At 36.2% G+C, this 14,444-nt stretch carries 15 protein-coding genes; 9 read left to right on the top strand and 6 right to left on the bottom strand.

Annotation, left to right across the window (positions count from 1 at the left end; genetic code table 11):
- The first annotated feature begins 163 nt into the window (after positions 1 to 163).
- The 6 genes from KEM10_RS14215 to KEM10_RS14190 all read left to right on the top strand — a co-directional run bounded on the left by KEM10_RS14215 (position 164) and on the right by KEM10_RS14190 (position 4,039).
- On the top strand, positions 164 to 1,675 hold the full coding sequence (locus KEM10_RS14215; RefSeq protein ID WP_212216689.1) for a hypothetical protein: 1,512 nt from the start codon (positions 164 to 166) through the stop codon (positions 1,673 to 1,675).
- 19 nt (positions 1,676 to 1,694) lie between these two features.
- A complete protein-coding gene (locus KEM10_RS14210) occupies positions 1,695 to 1,952 on the top strand; it encodes a hypothetical protein (RefSeq protein WP_212216688.1) in 258 nt (85 codons plus the stop codon).
- A 20-nt stretch (positions 1,953 to 1,972) separates the two neighbouring features.
- Entirely contained in the window at positions 1,973 to 2,572 is a 600-nt protein-coding gene (locus tag KEM10_RS14205) for a YiiX/YebB-like N1pC/P60 family cysteine hydrolase (RefSeq protein ID WP_212216687.1), read from the top strand.
- 7 nt (positions 2,573 to 2,579) lie between these two features.
- Positions 2,580 to 3,059: a hypothetical protein gene (locus KEM10_RS14200; protein WP_212216686.1), complete on the top strand. Its 480-nt coding sequence runs from the start codon at positions 2,580 to 2,582 to the stop codon at positions 3,057 to 3,059.
- A gap of 236 nt (positions 3,060 to 3,295) precedes the next feature.
- Positions 3,296 to 3,568 carry a hypothetical protein gene (locus KEM10_RS14195; protein WP_212216685.1) on the top strand — a complete coding sequence of 91 codons (273 nt, stop codon included), beginning with the start codon at positions 3,296 to 3,298 and terminating at the stop codon, positions 3,566 to 3,568.
- 69 nt (positions 3,569 to 3,637) lie between these two features.
- Complete coding sequence (locus KEM10_RS14190) at positions 3,638 to 4,039, top strand: DUF423 domain-containing protein (RefSeq protein WP_212216684.1); 402 nt, start codon at positions 3,638 to 3,640, stop codon at positions 4,037 to 4,039.
- Between the two features lie 28 nt (positions 4,040 to 4,067).
- Here KEM10_RS14190 and KEM10_RS14185 read toward each other — a convergent pair whose 3' ends face one another.
- A complete protein-coding gene (locus KEM10_RS14185) occupies positions 4,068 to 4,493 on the bottom strand; it encodes a hypothetical protein (RefSeq protein ID WP_212216683.1) in 426 nt (141 codons plus the stop codon).
- Positions 4,494 to 4,673: 180 nt separating this feature from the next.
- Between KEM10_RS14185 and KEM10_RS14180 the strand changes: the two genes are divergently transcribed.
- On the top strand, positions 4,674 to 5,849 hold the full coding sequence (locus KEM10_RS14180; protein ID WP_212216682.1) for a pyridoxal phosphate-dependent aminotransferase: 1,176 nt from the start codon (positions 4,674 to 4,676) through the stop codon (positions 5,847 to 5,849).
- Positions 5,850 to 5,969: 120 nt separating this feature from the next.
- Here KEM10_RS14180 and KEM10_RS14175 read toward each other — a convergent pair whose 3' ends face one another.
- Positions 5,970 to 6,434: a MaoC family dehydratase gene (locus tag KEM10_RS14175; RefSeq protein WP_212216681.1), complete on the bottom strand. Its 465-nt coding sequence runs from the start codon at positions 6,432 to 6,434 to the stop codon at positions 5,970 to 5,972.
- Positions 6,435 to 6,796: 362 nt separating this feature from the next.
- On the opposite strand from KEM10_RS14175, the gene KEM10_RS14170 reads away from it, so the two are divergent.
- Entirely contained in the window at positions 6,797 to 8,650 is a 1,854-nt protein-coding gene (locus tag KEM10_RS14170; RefSeq protein WP_212216680.1) for an alpha-amylase family glycosyl hydrolase, read from the top strand.
- Positions 8,651 to 8,717: 67 nt separating this feature from the next.
- Here the strand turns inward: KEM10_RS14170 and KEM10_RS14165 are convergent, their stop codons facing one another.
- The 4 genes from KEM10_RS14165 to KEM10_RS14150 form a co-directional block, all read right to left on the bottom strand.
- A complete protein-coding gene (locus KEM10_RS14165) occupies positions 8,718 to 8,996 on the bottom strand; it encodes a DUF493 family protein (RefSeq protein ID WP_212216679.1) in 279 nt (92 codons plus the stop codon).
- 97 nt (positions 8,997 to 9,093) lie between these two features.
- Positions 9,094 to 9,366, bottom strand: a complete 273-nt coding sequence (locus KEM10_RS14160) for a hypothetical protein (protein WP_212216678.1) — start codon at positions 9,364 to 9,366, stop codon at positions 9,094 to 9,096.
- A gap of 38 nt (positions 9,367 to 9,404) precedes the next feature.
- Complete coding sequence (locus KEM10_RS14155; protein ID WP_212216677.1) at positions 9,405 to 9,797, bottom strand: YchJ family protein; 393 nt, start codon at positions 9,795 to 9,797, stop codon at positions 9,405 to 9,407.
- On the bottom strand, positions 9,794 to 10,408 hold the full coding sequence (locus tag KEM10_RS14150) for a DEAD/DEAH box helicase (RefSeq protein WP_212216676.1): 615 nt from the start codon (positions 10,406 to 10,408) through the stop codon (positions 9,794 to 9,796). Before KEM10_RS14150 ends, KEM10_RS14155 begins: the two co-directional genes overlap by 4 nt.
- A 256-nt stretch (positions 10,409 to 10,664) precedes the next feature.
- On the opposite strand from KEM10_RS14150, the gene KEM10_RS24770 reads away from it, so the two are divergent.
- Positions 10,665 to 14,384, top strand: a complete 3,720-nt coding sequence (locus KEM10_RS24770; RefSeq protein WP_212216675.1) for a DEAD/DEAH box helicase — start codon at positions 10,665 to 10,667, stop codon at positions 14,382 to 14,384.
- Positions 14,385 to 14,444 lie beyond the last annotated feature (60 nt).

Below are 14,444 nucleotides of genomic sequence, written 5' to 3'. Positions count from 1 at the left end.
TTAGGTTATAAATTAATTGACGATACAAACTTAGGTGTGATCTGCTAGTGAAATCAAACCAATATGAATTACTAACGGACTTTTGAAAATATGAATGGATTTTATATATTACGCAATAAATAGTGATATTTAAATATAATAACGGACTTTAGAAAGGTGGTAAATGGATGCGTTGGTTCAGTTAATAAATACCTTTTCGAAGAATGATGTAAGTGATTTTTCAGCTTTTATTCATCGGATGAAAAAGAAAGAAGGACGGAAAGATTTACAGCTTTTTCAGCTTTTGTATAAAAATAAGGAAGCTGATTCAGGTGAAATCATCAATCATTTATATCCTGACGGGAATAAGGAGGCGTATCATGCTTTGCGTAAGAAGTTGTACAAGCATTTGAATGATTTTATTTATCACAAACAGATCCGAAACGATTATACGTTGGAATCACAGATAAACGCTCAAGTGAGCATGGCTCGTTACCTGAAAGAGCATAATATTACAACTACGGCCTGGAAGTATTTGCAAAAAGCTGAAAATATGGCTGTGAGTGCTGAGCATTTTGCTTTGGCTAACAATATTATTAGTCTCCAACTGGATATGCCACTTAAAGATCTCAATCAGGATTTGAGAAAGTTATTAGTTCGCAAGCAAAACTATTTACGTCTTGCTGTTGAAGATGAAAATGCAGATACGGCGTACAAAATCATCAAGCACTTGCATCGAGAGGCCAAAATATCAAAGGAAGAAGTGGATTTGGAGAAAGAAGTAGAATGGATTTTTGATGAGTATCAGTTGAATAAAGCCCTTTCGAATCGTCCTTCTGTTGTTTATAAGCTGATGTCTATTTTACGCAGTGTGGCTGCATCAAACAAAGATTATTATCATTTCGAACCCATACTAGTAAGCTATTACAGTCAGATAGATAAAGAAGCAGCTCAAAAAAAGTCAAATCGTGTAATGTTGGCTCGTTTGCAATATATGGTTGCTCATACATTGTTCAGAAATAAGAAATTTGCCGAGTCCATTAAATACTTGAAGATATTACGAGAAACTCTGCGTTTGTTGGTTAAAACTGAATATGCACGCATGTTGCCAAAGTTAACACAACTGTATGGAGCTAATTTGTTTTTTACGGGGAAAATAGCTGAGGCGATAAGGGTTGTGGATGCCAATTTTACTGAGAAGTTGAGTATTCAACAGGAAGAAAGTCTGAATCTAAAGCTCAATCAATCTATCTATCATTTTTTTAACCGGGATTATGGACAGGCCGCAAAACTGCTGGCTTCCATTGGACATTCTAATGCGTGGTGTGCCAAGTTTGCAGGTATAGAGTGGGTGGTTAAAAAAGATTTGTTAGATATCTTTATTCAGTTTGAGTTGGGACACTATGAGATTGCTTCCAATAGAGTAAGGGCTTTGTTGCGTCAAAGAGCATTGTTCAAAAATCATCAACAGTATGAGCGGGTAGAGGTTTTTATCAAGCTGATTGGCAAGATTGTTGAAGATCCGGAAGTAGCTAAATCTGAGATTTTTTATGATGAGGTGGAAGAGTCGTTTGATTGGCAGCCGATTGCCGAAGAAGATTTGCATGCCTCGGTGTTTTATGCCTGGTTAAAAGCCAAGCTTCAAGGGCGTGACTGCTACGAAGTATTACTTGAATTAATTTCGATTTACCAATAATAAGCTGTTGTTTTGTAGTATGGAATTTGAATTAAATGTTCAGAACAGAATCAAAGAAGTGACATTGCCTGATGGCACATCAAAGGTGAAAATTGGAGTATCGCGAAGTAATTGTAAGGATGTGCTTCTGGAGGTTATTGATCAGGAAGGAAAAGCAAAAGGTAAACCCCTGGAGAAGTGGCTGCCAGAGATAAAATCGAAATCAATGAAAGGGTTACGATTTATGATGAATGATTTTAGTACAAAGCCCATTAAAATTACAATAGATTTTAAGTGATGAGAATTATAATTTTACTGATGACAATTCTTTTAACTGCCTGTCAGGCCCCAACAGACTTAAAAAATGGAGATATCATTTTTAGAGGGAAAAGCAATGGTAGTTTGTCGTCTGCCATTGATGAGGTAACTCAAACAGGGCATGATTTTCATTTTACACATATTGGGGTGGTTGAAGTGAAGGATGGAAAAGTTATGGTTTGGCACGCTGCCCCGGAAAAAGGAGTTATATGTGAATCTTTGGAAGATTTTACCTCTGGAAATGGAAAAGATTCAGTGGTTGTTGGTCATTTCAGAATTAAGGGTATTGCCAACCACTCAATTGAAGAAGCTTTGGAACTGGCAAATAAGTATAAAGGACAGCCATACGATTATACTTACATAATGGAAAGTGAGGGTTTTTATTGCTCAGAGTTTGTTTATACAATTTTTGAACAAGACAGTGTATTTGTATTGGATCCAATGACGTTTAAAAATCCGGAAACTGGAGAATATCATCAGGGATGGATTGATCATTATCAGAAAATGGGAATTGATATTCCGGAAGGAAAACCAGGGTGTAATCCCAATGGAATGGCTGCATCAGATAAACTCGATTTCTTAGGATATTTGTCAAACTAAATTATTTATGGCATTAGAAACAGGTAGCATCAGCATAATTAAAAAGGAGTTAAAACGATTGCCCAAAGAGGTTTTAGTTGATCACTTATTACGATTAGCCAAGTATAAGAAAGAGAGTAAAGAGCTGTTGAGTTACCTTTTGTTTGAAGCTGATGACGAGGCCAATTATATAAAAGAAGTAAAAGAGGAGATAGAAAAAGAGCTTGCTTCAATCAATTATTCATCTGTGTATTATGCTAAAAAAGGAGTTCAGCGGGTGCATCGGATGTTGACAAAATACATTCGCTACTCAGGTAAGAAAACCACGCAGGTTGATTTGTTGATTCACTTTTGCAAACAAATGAGAGCCTGCAAAGTGAGCTATAAACGAAGCAAGGTTTTAAAGAATTTATACGATCGACAGATAGTAGCCATCTCAAAAGCCATGGCCTCAATGCATGAGGATTTAAGATTGGATTATGAGAACGAATTGGAAGAAATCTTGTAGATTAAATACAAAATATGGAATACCAAGAATGACCTCAGTTGAAATATTTTCTGAAGTGTAGCAACTCTTTAGTAAGACCGTGAAGCTGAGAACTTGTTCGAAGATCACGCGGCCGAACTTAAGAGGTGTTAAGTTCAGAGAATGTTTCAAGTGCAGTCTTGACTTTTTTTGCTTCCGTTTTTTGTGTCAAGACAAAAAATGAGGTGGGGTTTGGGGCAAAGCCCCATTATAAAAAAATGAATACTAAAAAAATGGGAATACTACGAACAATAAAGAGCGATTACGAAATGTACGAAAATCAAAGCCAGGAGTGCTTTGTAGCAATTAATCGTGATGATTGTAAACAAATTAAAGCCTATCATAAAGCCAATAAAGGAAAGAAACCTCTTCCCAGCCAAAAAATCAAAGGCTATAAGTTTGTAATGGACGAAGAATTTGAATCACTTAAAATTGATTTCTCCAAAGAACTCCAATTCGAAATCAGGGATTTGGTAAAGGTGAAAATGTAACATCAATAGTATATTCTGAACTATCCAACTAAATAATTGTCTTCATATAAGTTAATTTAATGGTTTAGAATGAAAAGATTCGTTTTAATAATAGCCTCTGTATACGGAAGTTTGTCGGTTGTTTTAGGTGCAATGGGCGCTCATGCTCTTAAAAGTGTTTTGAGTGTAGATAAATTGCAAAGTTTTGAAACCGGTGTTCGATATATGATAATTCATGCATTGGTATTACTGATAGTTGGTTTTGTTTTTGATTATCAAACACGCTTGCAAAAATCGATGGGGTGGAGTTTTATAGTTGGAACATTTTTATTTTCAATTAGTATTTTCTTTTTAAGCCTGGCCGATACTTTGGGGATGTCTCTGGGATTTTTGGGCCCAATAACACCCTTGGGAGGATTATTGATGATAACAGGCTGGATACTTCTTCTGTTTAATGTCTTGAAAATGGATAATACAGAGCTTAAAACTTGAACTTTCTATCATTCGTTCAGATAGAATATTAGTAGTCAAGTGTAATGTTTTCTGCATCCAATAGGCTTTCTGTTAGGTATCTGTAATTAATGTTTTTATGGTCTCCGTAGGAATAGGTAATACCGTTGGACTTTACATGATAATAAGAGCTCCAGATACTTTGGTATTTCAAAATGTTGAGGTCTTGTTGAGAGATTTGTCTGATTAATAAAGTATCGCTTGCAACGAGTAGATTATAAAAAGCTTCCCAAGAATAATTGGTTAATGTTTTGATGGTTAAGCTGTCATCTTTGTCATACAGACTGACGCTTCTGTTGACATCGAAATCAATATAATCAGCAACTTTTTCGAAACTTGCCTCTGTATATTCAAATTGTAGAGGTGAGATAAATCTCTGACTTAAAATGTTGTTGGAAATTGCAATCAATACAAAGATGAAAATGTATTTATACATAGCTAGGATATTAGGTTATTGCAATATATTAAAATGAACAATAATTTAAAAATGTTTAGTAAGTGTCAGTAGATGGTTGATTTCGATTATTTTCAAGTCACATAACTGCAGTAAACATGAATACCTGCAAAAGATGATAATTTAAGTTTAAAGTGGTTGTCAGAATCTTAATTTTTATCTTTGCGCCAAATCAAGAGAATTAAAGAAATGAGTATAGATGAGCGTTTGGCGAATACCAATTTTCCTTTACCTGCAATAAGGCAAGTTAACATGGCAAAACATGCAACAGGCATAAGCCTGGGATTGGGCGAGTTGAAAGGCTTTGAAGTTGATAACAAAATAAAACAAGCCATGACAGAAAGCTGGGATGATGGTGCTGCCTGTTATACTCAAAATGCCGGTTTGCCACAATTGCGAAAAGAGGTGGCTGATCGTCAACATCATGAAGATGGATGTTCGTATACAGTCGATAATGTTATTATAACTATTGGTGTTCAGAATGCTGTTTATTCAAGCATAAAAACGCTCGCAAAACTGGGCGCTAAACGTGTTTTAATTCCATCGATTCATTTCGGTATTTACAAAAAAATACCAGCAGAATTTGGGTTAGAAGTAATTACGTATCCTTTATATGATGATTTTAGTATTGACCTGCAATCGCTGGAATCAATGCTGCAAAAGGATGATGTGATGATTCTTAATTCACCATCTAATCCAACGGGTAGAGTTTATTCTGATGAAGAGTTACAAGCATTAGCCGATCTACTGAAGTCAAAACTAACAGAAGGTTATGTAATTTCTGATGAGATATATGGTCAACTGGTTTACGATGGCGAGGACTTTCATTCGTTTTCGAAATATTTCAGCAGAACCATTGTGGTTGATGGAATCTCAAAAAGTGGTGCTGTGGCAGGTTTACGTGTGGGGTGGGTAATTACTCAAAACGAAAAATTGGCAAAGGCCATTATCTCAAATAATGCAACTGTTATTAGTACACCGCCTACTCCTAACCAGTGGGCTGCCATACCAATTGTAAAAGGTGATACCAAAGAAACCATTAAACATTATAATAAAACCCTACTTGAAAACCGAAACAAGGTTGTTTCTTTTCTTGAGAAGATGAATATTACTTACAATGCGCCTAGAGGGAGCTTTTATATTTTTCCAAAGGTTTCAGGAATATTGGGTGATAAGGTAAAAGAGTTCTGCATCCAAACCGCAGGAGAGGAGAATGGAGTGGTGGTCATTCCGGGAGAAGCTTTTGGAGCGCCCGAATACCTGAGAATTTCATTAGCTTCCTTTGAACTGGAAGAAGGTTTGATTCGATTGGAAAAAGCTTTGAAGGAGTGGAAATAAATATTTTTAAGGAATGGTTCTTTAATTACGATTTGGTAATAAAGAACCGTTCCCTAATCTCAGGATATAAAAAAACGGCAACCAATTGGCTGCCGTTTACTATATAATATTAATACTTTCTTAAGCGTTGAAGTGATATAAGAAAACAATCTCACCTTCGTAAGCTGGCTTGCGGCCACCTTCTATTTCCAATTTAATACCAATGGTTGCTTTTGTTACACCTCTCAGATTTTTAGCATCAACCACCCATGCATGCAAACGTACTTTGTCGTTTACTTTCACCGGAGCATTGAATTTCAACTTTTCAATACCATAATTTACTTGCATTTTTAGGTTCTGAACATCAACAATCTGATTCCATAGATGTGGAAGAATTGATACTGTTAGATAACCGTGTGCAATAGTTGATCCGAAAGGTCCTTCTTTTGCTTTTTCCTCGTCAACATGAATCCATTGGTGATCTAATGTCGCATCAGCAAAAAGGTTAATTTGTTCCTGTGTAAATTGGTGATACTCGGAAATACCCAGCTCGCTACCAATTAGTTTTTCCAGTTCATCGAAACTTTTGATGATTACTTTACTCATCTTTCTATATTTTGAACGTTGTTATTTTCAAATAAAATTCAGCGCAAATATAGGATAATCATTTAAAATGTACCTTATTGATAAAATTCGGATCAAATCTTAATCATAAATAAGAATAAAGTTTTGATACTAGCCACGTTCCGAAAACGTTTTCGAATCTTGTATTTTGAATTATTCAGCAGAGGAAAGATCAAAAATGGTTACTGTTTGTAGTTGGTAAAGGTTTGTTCTTTAGTGATATAGTGTTATCCTATTGAGTGTAGAGAGACTCCATAACCATTTGATTCTTTTCTTTTTGATGACTTTGCTTTGTAACTTGCTTCCTGATATTTACCCGAATCAGAATATTAAATTCCACTTATATGAAATCCAGATTACTGTTTATTTTAGCTTTTATTGCTACGTTGATTAGCTGTGCCACTCAACCTTCAAAAACAGATGAAGAGTTTAAAGGCAAAGCAGTGGTTTATCAGGTATTCACCCGTTTGTTTGGTAATACCAACGAAACCAATAAACCCTGGGGAACGATTCAGGAAAACGGGGTAGGTAAGTTTAACGATTTTACAGATAAAGCCCTGAGTGAAATTAAAGATTTGGGCGTTACTCATATTTGGTACACGGGTGTTCCGCATCATGCAGTCGTGACCGATTACACACAATATGGCATTTCATTGGATGATCCGGATGTGGTGAAGGGAAGAGCCGGTTCTCCTTATGCTGTAAAGGATTACTATCAGGTAGATCCTGATATGGCTATTGATCCTGCCAATCGTTTGCAAGAGTTTAAAGCCTTGGTTCAACGTACTCACCAGCATGGGATGAAGGTAATTATAGATATTGTACCTAACCATGTTGCCCGTCATTACGAAGGATTAAACAATCCTAATGGGGTGGAGGATTTTGGTGCTGCAGATGATACATCGGTTGAATATGCAGTGGATAACAATTTCTACTATATCCCTGGAAAACCGTTTGAGGTGCCTGAACCATTAAATGGATATCAACCACTGGGAGGGGAAGAAAATCAGATGGTTGATGGGAAATTTGATGAAAATCCAGCTAAATGGACAGGTAACGGATCGAGAAAAGCACAACCACATTTTTATGATTGGTACGAAACCGTGAAAATTAATTATGGAGTTCATCCGGATGGAACGCATGATTTTGATTCACTTCCTGACGGTTATGAATTAATGAGTACTGAAGATCATTTTCAGTTTTGGAAGGGTAAAGAGGTTCCTGATTCGTGGGTAAAGTTTAGAGATATTGCATTGTACTGGACTGATTTTGGAATTGATGGTTTCAGGTTTGATATGGCTGAAATGGTTCCGGTTGAGTTTTGGAGTTATATGAATTCATCCATCAAACATGCTAATCCTGATGCCTTTTTGCTGGCTGAAGTGTATAATCCCGGATTGTATCGAGAGTATATCCACAAAGGTAAGATGGATTATCTCTACGATAAAGTGGAATTATACGATACATTAAAGCATGTGATGCAAGGTTATGGGCTTACCGATAATATTCCGGCTATTCAAACCGGATTGAAAGATATTGAACATCATATGTTACATTTTCTGGAGAATCATGATGAGCAGCGAATTGCCAGCCCCGAATTTGCAGGTGATGCTGCCAAAGGGAAACCGGCTATGGTGGTTTCAGCATTAATCAGTACTTCGCCTACCATGATTTATTTTGGTCAGGAAGTGGGTGAACCTGGAGCTGAAGATGCTGGTTTTGGTGATCCATCGCGTACTTCCATCTTCGATTATATTGGAGTACCCCATCATCAGAGATGGATGAATGACGGAGCTTTCGATGGAGGACGATTATCCCCGGCAGAAAAGGATTTACGTGATTTTTACAAACGATTATTGAATTTCACAACCAATAGCAAAGCTTTGATGGGCGAATACAAAGAAATTCATTCCTATAACCGAAATCGTTCAAATGGATATGATTCAAAAGTATTCTCATTTGCGAGATGGAGTGAAGATGAGCATTTGATAGTTGTTTCTAATTTTGATGTGCAGACAAAATCGTTTGATTTACAAATACCATCTGAGTTAATTGGAGAATGGGATTTGCCGGATAGTTTTTACATTATGACTGATCAACTTTATGGGAGCGAATCAGAGTTAGAAGTTACCGAAAGTAAAGGAATAATTAACGTTGAGCTAGATCCTTTAGAATCATTAGTTTTAAGGATTGAATAGGAGTGAATTAGGAGATAAAAACAAAGGCCGCAATTTGCGGCCTTTTATATAATAAGTTGAGAAACTTCTATAAACTAATAACTCCTTCTATGGAAGCAATTTCTTCGGTTACTTTAATAATAGAATCGGCACTTTTCATGCTTGCCTTACAAGTAATTGCTACATGGCTAAGACTTTTTGTATGGTTATAACTGAAGGTACCATGTTTGGGTAACTTATCTTTAACATTATCAACCATACCATCTTTATTGGGCACAATAAATTTAAACATATAAACCATTGGCCACTTTTTATTTTCAAGAAGTAAGGCTTTTAGTTTTTCGTAATTCTGCATTGTTGACGACATACTTACCTAATTTTTTTGGACTGCAAATGTATATTAATTTAAGGCTTTTACGAAAAAAAGGTTCACGCTAAAAATTATAAAAGAGGTATGGAAAGATCTAGAGGCTATTAGTTAAAGGCTTTTTAATTACGTCAATGTTTTCTTCAGCCAGAAGAGCAATCGATTTAGAGCAAATATTAGATGTACACACTAAGCTTACTTTAACTTTGGGATCGATGCTTTGAATTTGTTTTGCTGCTTCCACAATCTTTTCGGCATCTTTTCTAATGATTCTACTCTTAATTAGTTTTACAATGCCAATATGGTTATTGCCCAACTCCTCCAATTTAGTTCTTGAGTTTAATTGATAATGCTTAGGGTCTGTATTCATGTCATCTTTTATTTAATAGGCTATTGGGTAAAGATTGGTTACTGGTGTTCGCCTGAAATATAATACCATTTGCCATTTTCTTTAACAAATCGTGAATTCTCATGAATAGTTTCGATTTTTCCTCCATCGGATAAATAAGCAATAAATACCACCCAACCTTCGGGGTCATTTATATTGCCTGCAATGGTGTTTTTAACTTCAAGTTTAATCCATTGCACTGATTTGGTCCATCGTAAAATACTTTTACGCTCTTTGGTTGGACGTGTTGATGGGTGATGGCTATTCATCAGATAATTGATATCAGCCACTACATATGCCGAATATCTCGATCGCATCAAAGCTTCGGCAGTTGGAGCAACCATTGATCCTGTAATATATGGTTGACAACAGACTTCGTATGGCTTACCCGATCCACAGTAACAATTCATCATTCTGCTTCAATTATCATTGGGTTTTTCATGAGACGCTCTTCCAGGTCTTCAAACTTATTGCTCCATTCATTAGCTGCTAAAATAATTTGTGGATTTTTAATTCCGTCAGCAATGCGATGAAGAATAGCGTGATTTGAATGACGAAGAAATTCTATAGCATCATCCACAACTAACATTTTAATTTTAGTCATAGGAACACCATTTATATTAACCAATTCCGTTAATCGCTTGGGTGTTACAAATAAAATATCCAGTCCATCATAAATCTCATCTTTTTGATACTGAAGAATGCCTTGGTCAAAAGCAACAAAACTGCGTAGTTTGGTTCCTTTTGCAAGAATTTGAAATTGTTCTTCTGCTTCAAAAGCTTTTTCTCTTGATGACACTATCATTATGGCACGTGGAGCTTCTTCAAAAGGTTGTTTTAACTGTTGAATCAGACCTATTAGTAAAGCGTTAGTTTTTCCATTTTTATCCGGTGCAATTAAAACTAAGTCGGCACCCGATTTAATTTTAGGAATAGCTAATGTCTGAATTTCACGCGGGGCTTTCTCATAACCCAGATCAATCAGGTTTGAAGCTAGTTCAGGTAGCAGCTTTTTTAATTTCATAATGGCCTGTTTTTCGCGCAAAGTTAATAAAACAACACAGAAGAGGGAAGTTCAAGGGATGATGATTCAGATAGTGCACTCCTATGAACGAGGAAGTAAATATACTTTTAGAATGTTATAGCCTGATACTATGCACTTGATGGCCTTTGGTCAGTAATAATCTAAAAATGTTTCAATATTAACCTCTTTAAAGTTGTTGGATTACCACCAGCATTTGTTATTTTTGAAGATTGACCAATTTGAAAATAAATAGATAGTGGAGCAAGGCAAAATAGACTACTTACAAGAACAGATTGATTTATACGCCAATGAGGAGATTAAGGCGAAGGGTAAACAGCTTTATTTAGACGGTAAAGTCAATTATAGGTTGTACAATAAAGAAACGGATACTTACATCTACTCGGTAAAAGGCGGTCAGAATTACAAGATACAGTTAAGTAATCTTAGCACACGTAATCTTAAGTGTAGCTGTTCATGTCCATTTATATGGGGTAATATTTGTAAGCACGGTGTGGCATCTATTTATCATCTGATGGATTTTGGAGGAACTCAAACGGTGCAGGATAGCTCTGACGGAAAAACCGAGGCATTGCCTTTGCGTACTTCGGATGGGTATATATTAGAGAGTTATGAAAATATTACTTTGGATGTTATCCGTAAAAATACATTGCCAAGTTTATTTAATCGCTTTCGGTATGCCTACGGATCTATTTTAATGGGAATTGGTGAGATAGAAGAAGGAAAAGTGGAGTTTACTCTCAATTACGGATACAAAGAAGATACCGTATGGTTTGAGAAAAAGCAAGATAAAGTATATGTTAATTCCGAGAACGAGAAAACTGGTAAAGGATTAGGAGAGTCTGAAATAATCTGTTTGCTAAAGATGGCAAAATCAAAAACTCCTGACATGCTCGATCAGTTGTTGAATCAAAAATACATCGAGAATAGTCAGCAGTTGATGGAAAGGTATGGTTTACCTTCACATTCAAGTTTTAATCAGTTTTTTAAATTCCATTTTCATCCAGATAAAGGATTAACACCAATTAATAAAGACACTACTATTGGCTTGTTGCCTGTTAATAATCCAATTAATAGTTTTCTTCAGCCGTTGTTAAGTGGTGTTCAACCGCAAAAATTAAAGCTGCAGAGTACCGAAATTGACTTGAAGCAGGAGCGAGTGATTGGCTTTTTAATGGAGCTGCGTGAAGAGACTTCGGAGTGGAACAAACAACCTTATTTTGAAGTAAAGGCCATAATTGGTAAGCCAAATAAAGCGCGCACTCAGATCTCATCTAACCTCGATTTTTATGATGGTAATGACGGATCTTTTAATGTAGAGAAGCAAGAAACCACCAATGAGCTATTGGAATTACTTGATGCAGAAAAATCAAAAGATGTTCCTTACGAATATTTCCAATGGCAAAGCAAAGTGATGCAACTGTTGGCTCTGGAGCCATATGTGTATATGCAAACTTCCGATTCGTATAAAATACGAAAAAGTGATCTTCGGGTAATAAAGATTTCGCCTAAACCAATTGATGCTTTTTATAAGGTTGTTGAAGATAGCGATTTCATCATGCTTCAGCTGAAGCTAAGAATGGATGGCAAGGTCCTGCCTAAGGAGGTTGTAAGTAAAGTATATGAAGGACAATATGTTTACGAAATAAATAATTTATTTTGCATACCGCGCGATTTCAGGGTTGCTAACCTTATTAATAATCATCTTCATGATGTGAAAATGGTACGCAGTCAAAAGGGACTGTTTTGGGAGAATGTTATTCGACCGATGGCACAGCATGTTGAAATTGACTTTACTTCTGGAGCATACGGTATTGAAGTTATTGAGCTTGATTTTCATAATAAAAGAGTATATCTGAGCGAGAAAGAGAATTACCTGATAATTACACCAGAGGTTGAGTATCATCACATGGTTTCAGTGCCACTGGTAAATACAGGTGATATTCTTATTGAGGAAGATGGTAAATGGATTCAGTACAAGCGAAACTTTGAGTTGGAAGAAGGATTTGCTGAATTTTTAAGCACTCTTCACCCTCAGTTTGAGGAGCAGGTTGCCGAACGTAAGTTTTATCTTCAGTTTAATGAGTTTGTTGATGGCCTTTGGTTCTATCGTTTCTATGATGCTTTGATACGAAATGATGTTGAAGTTTTTGGACTGAATGAACTAAAGAAATTTAAATATTCGCCTCATAAAGGTAAAATCAGTACTACTATATCTTCTGGTTTAGATTGGTTTGAGGTAGATGTGCAGGTTAGTTTTGGAGATAACTTTGTGCAGTTGAATGATATCAGAAAAGCGGTTAAAAATAATCAACGCTATATACAGCTGAATGATGGATCGGTAGGTATTTTACCTAAAGAATGGTTTCATCGTTTCGAGAAGTATTTTCGTCATGGTGAGGTGCAGGATAATAAGTTAACGGTTTCAAAGTTAGGTTTTTCTATTGTTGATGAGTTATTTGACAATATTGATAATAACGAAGTGCTGGAGGAGTTGAGCGAGAAACACCGTCGCTTGTCTAATTTTACGCATATTGAAGAAACCAATATTCCACAGTCTATTACCGCAGAGTTACGACCTTATCAGAAGGAAGGTTTAAACTGGTTAAACTTCCTGAACGAAATGAAATGGGGAGGTATTTTGGCTGATGACATGGGATTGGGTAAAACACTTCAGGTACTTACCTTTTTGCAGCATGTGTTAAAGAAAAACAGTACTACTAACTTAATTGTGGTGCCAACTTCACTTCTGTTTAACTGGGAGAACGAAATAAGAAAATTTGCTCCTGAGTTAAATGCATATTATCACTATGGAGTGGGACGTTCAACTGATGCTAAGGCTTTTAAGGAATACGATGTAGTGATTACGAGTTATGGAGTCCTGCTTCGTGATGTGCAAATGTTAAGCGAATTTACTTTTAATTATATCATTCTGGATGAATCTCAAGCCATCAAAAATCCGGCATCGAGAAGATATAAAGCAGCATGTTTGTTGCAAGGATACAACCGATTAGCACTTACCGGTACACCTATTGAAAATAGTACTTTCGACTTGTTTGCTCAAATGAGTTTTGTTAACCGGGGATTCCTGGGAGGAGTAACAGCTTTTAAAGAAAACTATTCCAATCCTATTGATAAAGATGGAGATGAGATACGAGCTGCAGAGTTGCAAAAACTCATTAATCCTTTTGTATTAAGGAGAACAAAAGAGATGGTGGCAACTGAGTTACCAGATAAGACGGAAGATGTGATTTATTGCGAGATGGAACCTGCACAGCGTAAGGTATATGATGCATATCGTAATCATTTTCGCGATAAGCTGATGGGGCAGATTGAATCCGATGGTCTGGCTAAGTCAAAGATGATGGTATTAGAGGCTCTTACCCGTTTGCGTCAGATTTGCGATTCACCACAATTAATCAATGATGAAAGTATTGAATCGAATGCTTCTGTAAAAATCGATGAATTAGTACAGCATATCACAGAAAAAACGGCCAATCATAAACTACTTATATTTTCTCAGTTTGTTAAAATGTTGGGATTGATTCGCGATGAACTGCAAAAGCGTAATATTAAGTTTGAATATCTTGATGGTCAAAGTACCACCAAGCAGCGCGAAGCATCGGTGAATAATTTCCAGGATGATGATGAATTACGTGTTTTTCTTATCAGTTTAAAGGCTGGAGGTACAGGGCTTAACCTAACGGCAGCTGATTATGTTTATATTGTCGATCCTTGGTGGAATCCAGCAGTCGAGAATCAGGCTATCGACCGTTGTTATCGTATTGGTCAGGATAAAAAGGTATTTGCTTATCGAATGATATGTAAAAATACAGTGGAAGAAAAAATCTTAAAGCTTCAGGAGAAGAAAACCAAAATTGCAAACGATATTGTACAAACCGATGAAAATGTGATGAAGAATATCGGTATTGATGATATTCAGGATCTGTTTTCCTAATCCAATTAATGGCAAGGCTATTGTATTACATTTATTAGATTCCTGTTGTTTGGGCTCTAT

This window comes from Carboxylicivirga linearis, from assembly GCF_018271995.1.
Classification (GTDB): domain Bacteria; phylum Bacteroidota; class Bacteroidia; order Bacteroidales; family Marinilabiliaceae; genus Carboxylicivirga; species Carboxylicivirga linearis.
Note: the sequence above shows the minus strand (reverse complement) of the source record. Positions and strands in the feature narration are given on the sequence as shown.

Coding starts and splice junctions, on each gene's coding strand:
- KEM10_RS14160 (WP_212216678.1), bottom strand. CDS start 9,366: ATGAATACAGACCCTAAGCATTATCAATTAAACTCAAGAACTAAATTG.
- KEM10_RS14165 (WP_212216679.1), bottom strand. CDS start 8,996: ATGTCGTCAACAATGCAGAATTACGAAAAACTAAAAGCCTTACTTCTT.
- KEM10_RS14190 (WP_212216684.1), top strand. CDS start 3,638: ATGAAAAGATTCGTTTTAATAATAGCCTCTGTATACGGAAGTTTGTCG.
- KEM10_RS14200 (WP_212216686.1), top strand. CDS start 2,580: ATGGCATTAGAAACAGGTAGCATCAGCATAATTAAAAAGGAGTTAAAA.
- KEM10_RS14195 (WP_212216685.1), top strand. CDS start 3,296: ATGAATACTAAAAAAATGGGAATACTACGAACAATAAAGAGCGATTAC.
- KEM10_RS14205 (WP_212216687.1), top strand. CDS start 1,973: ATGACAATTCTTTTAACTGCCTGTCAGGCCCCAACAGACTTAAAAAAT.
- KEM10_RS14150 (WP_212216676.1), bottom strand. CDS start 10,408: ATGAAATTAAAAAAGCTGCTACCTGAACTAGCTTCAAACCTGATTGAT.
- KEM10_RS14215 (WP_212216689.1), top strand. CDS start 164: ATGGATGCGTTGGTTCAGTTAATAAATACCTTTTCGAAGAATGATGTA.
- KEM10_RS14175 (WP_212216681.1), bottom strand. CDS start 6,434: ATGAGTAAAGTAATCATCAAAAGTTTCGATGAACTGGAAAAACTAATT.
- KEM10_RS14210 (WP_212216688.1), top strand. CDS start 1,695: ATGGAATTTGAATTAAATGTTCAGAACAGAATCAAAGAAGTGACATTG.
- KEM10_RS14185 (WP_212216683.1), bottom strand. CDS start 4,493: ATGTATAAATACATTTTCATCTTTGTATTGATTGCAATTTCCAACAAC.
- KEM10_RS14170 (WP_212216680.1), top strand. CDS start 6,797: ATGAAATCCAGATTACTGTTTATTTTAGCTTTTATTGCTACGTTGATT.
- KEM10_RS14155 (WP_212216677.1), bottom strand. CDS start 9,797: ATGATGAATTGTTACTGTGGATCGGGTAAGCCATACGAAGTCTGTTGT.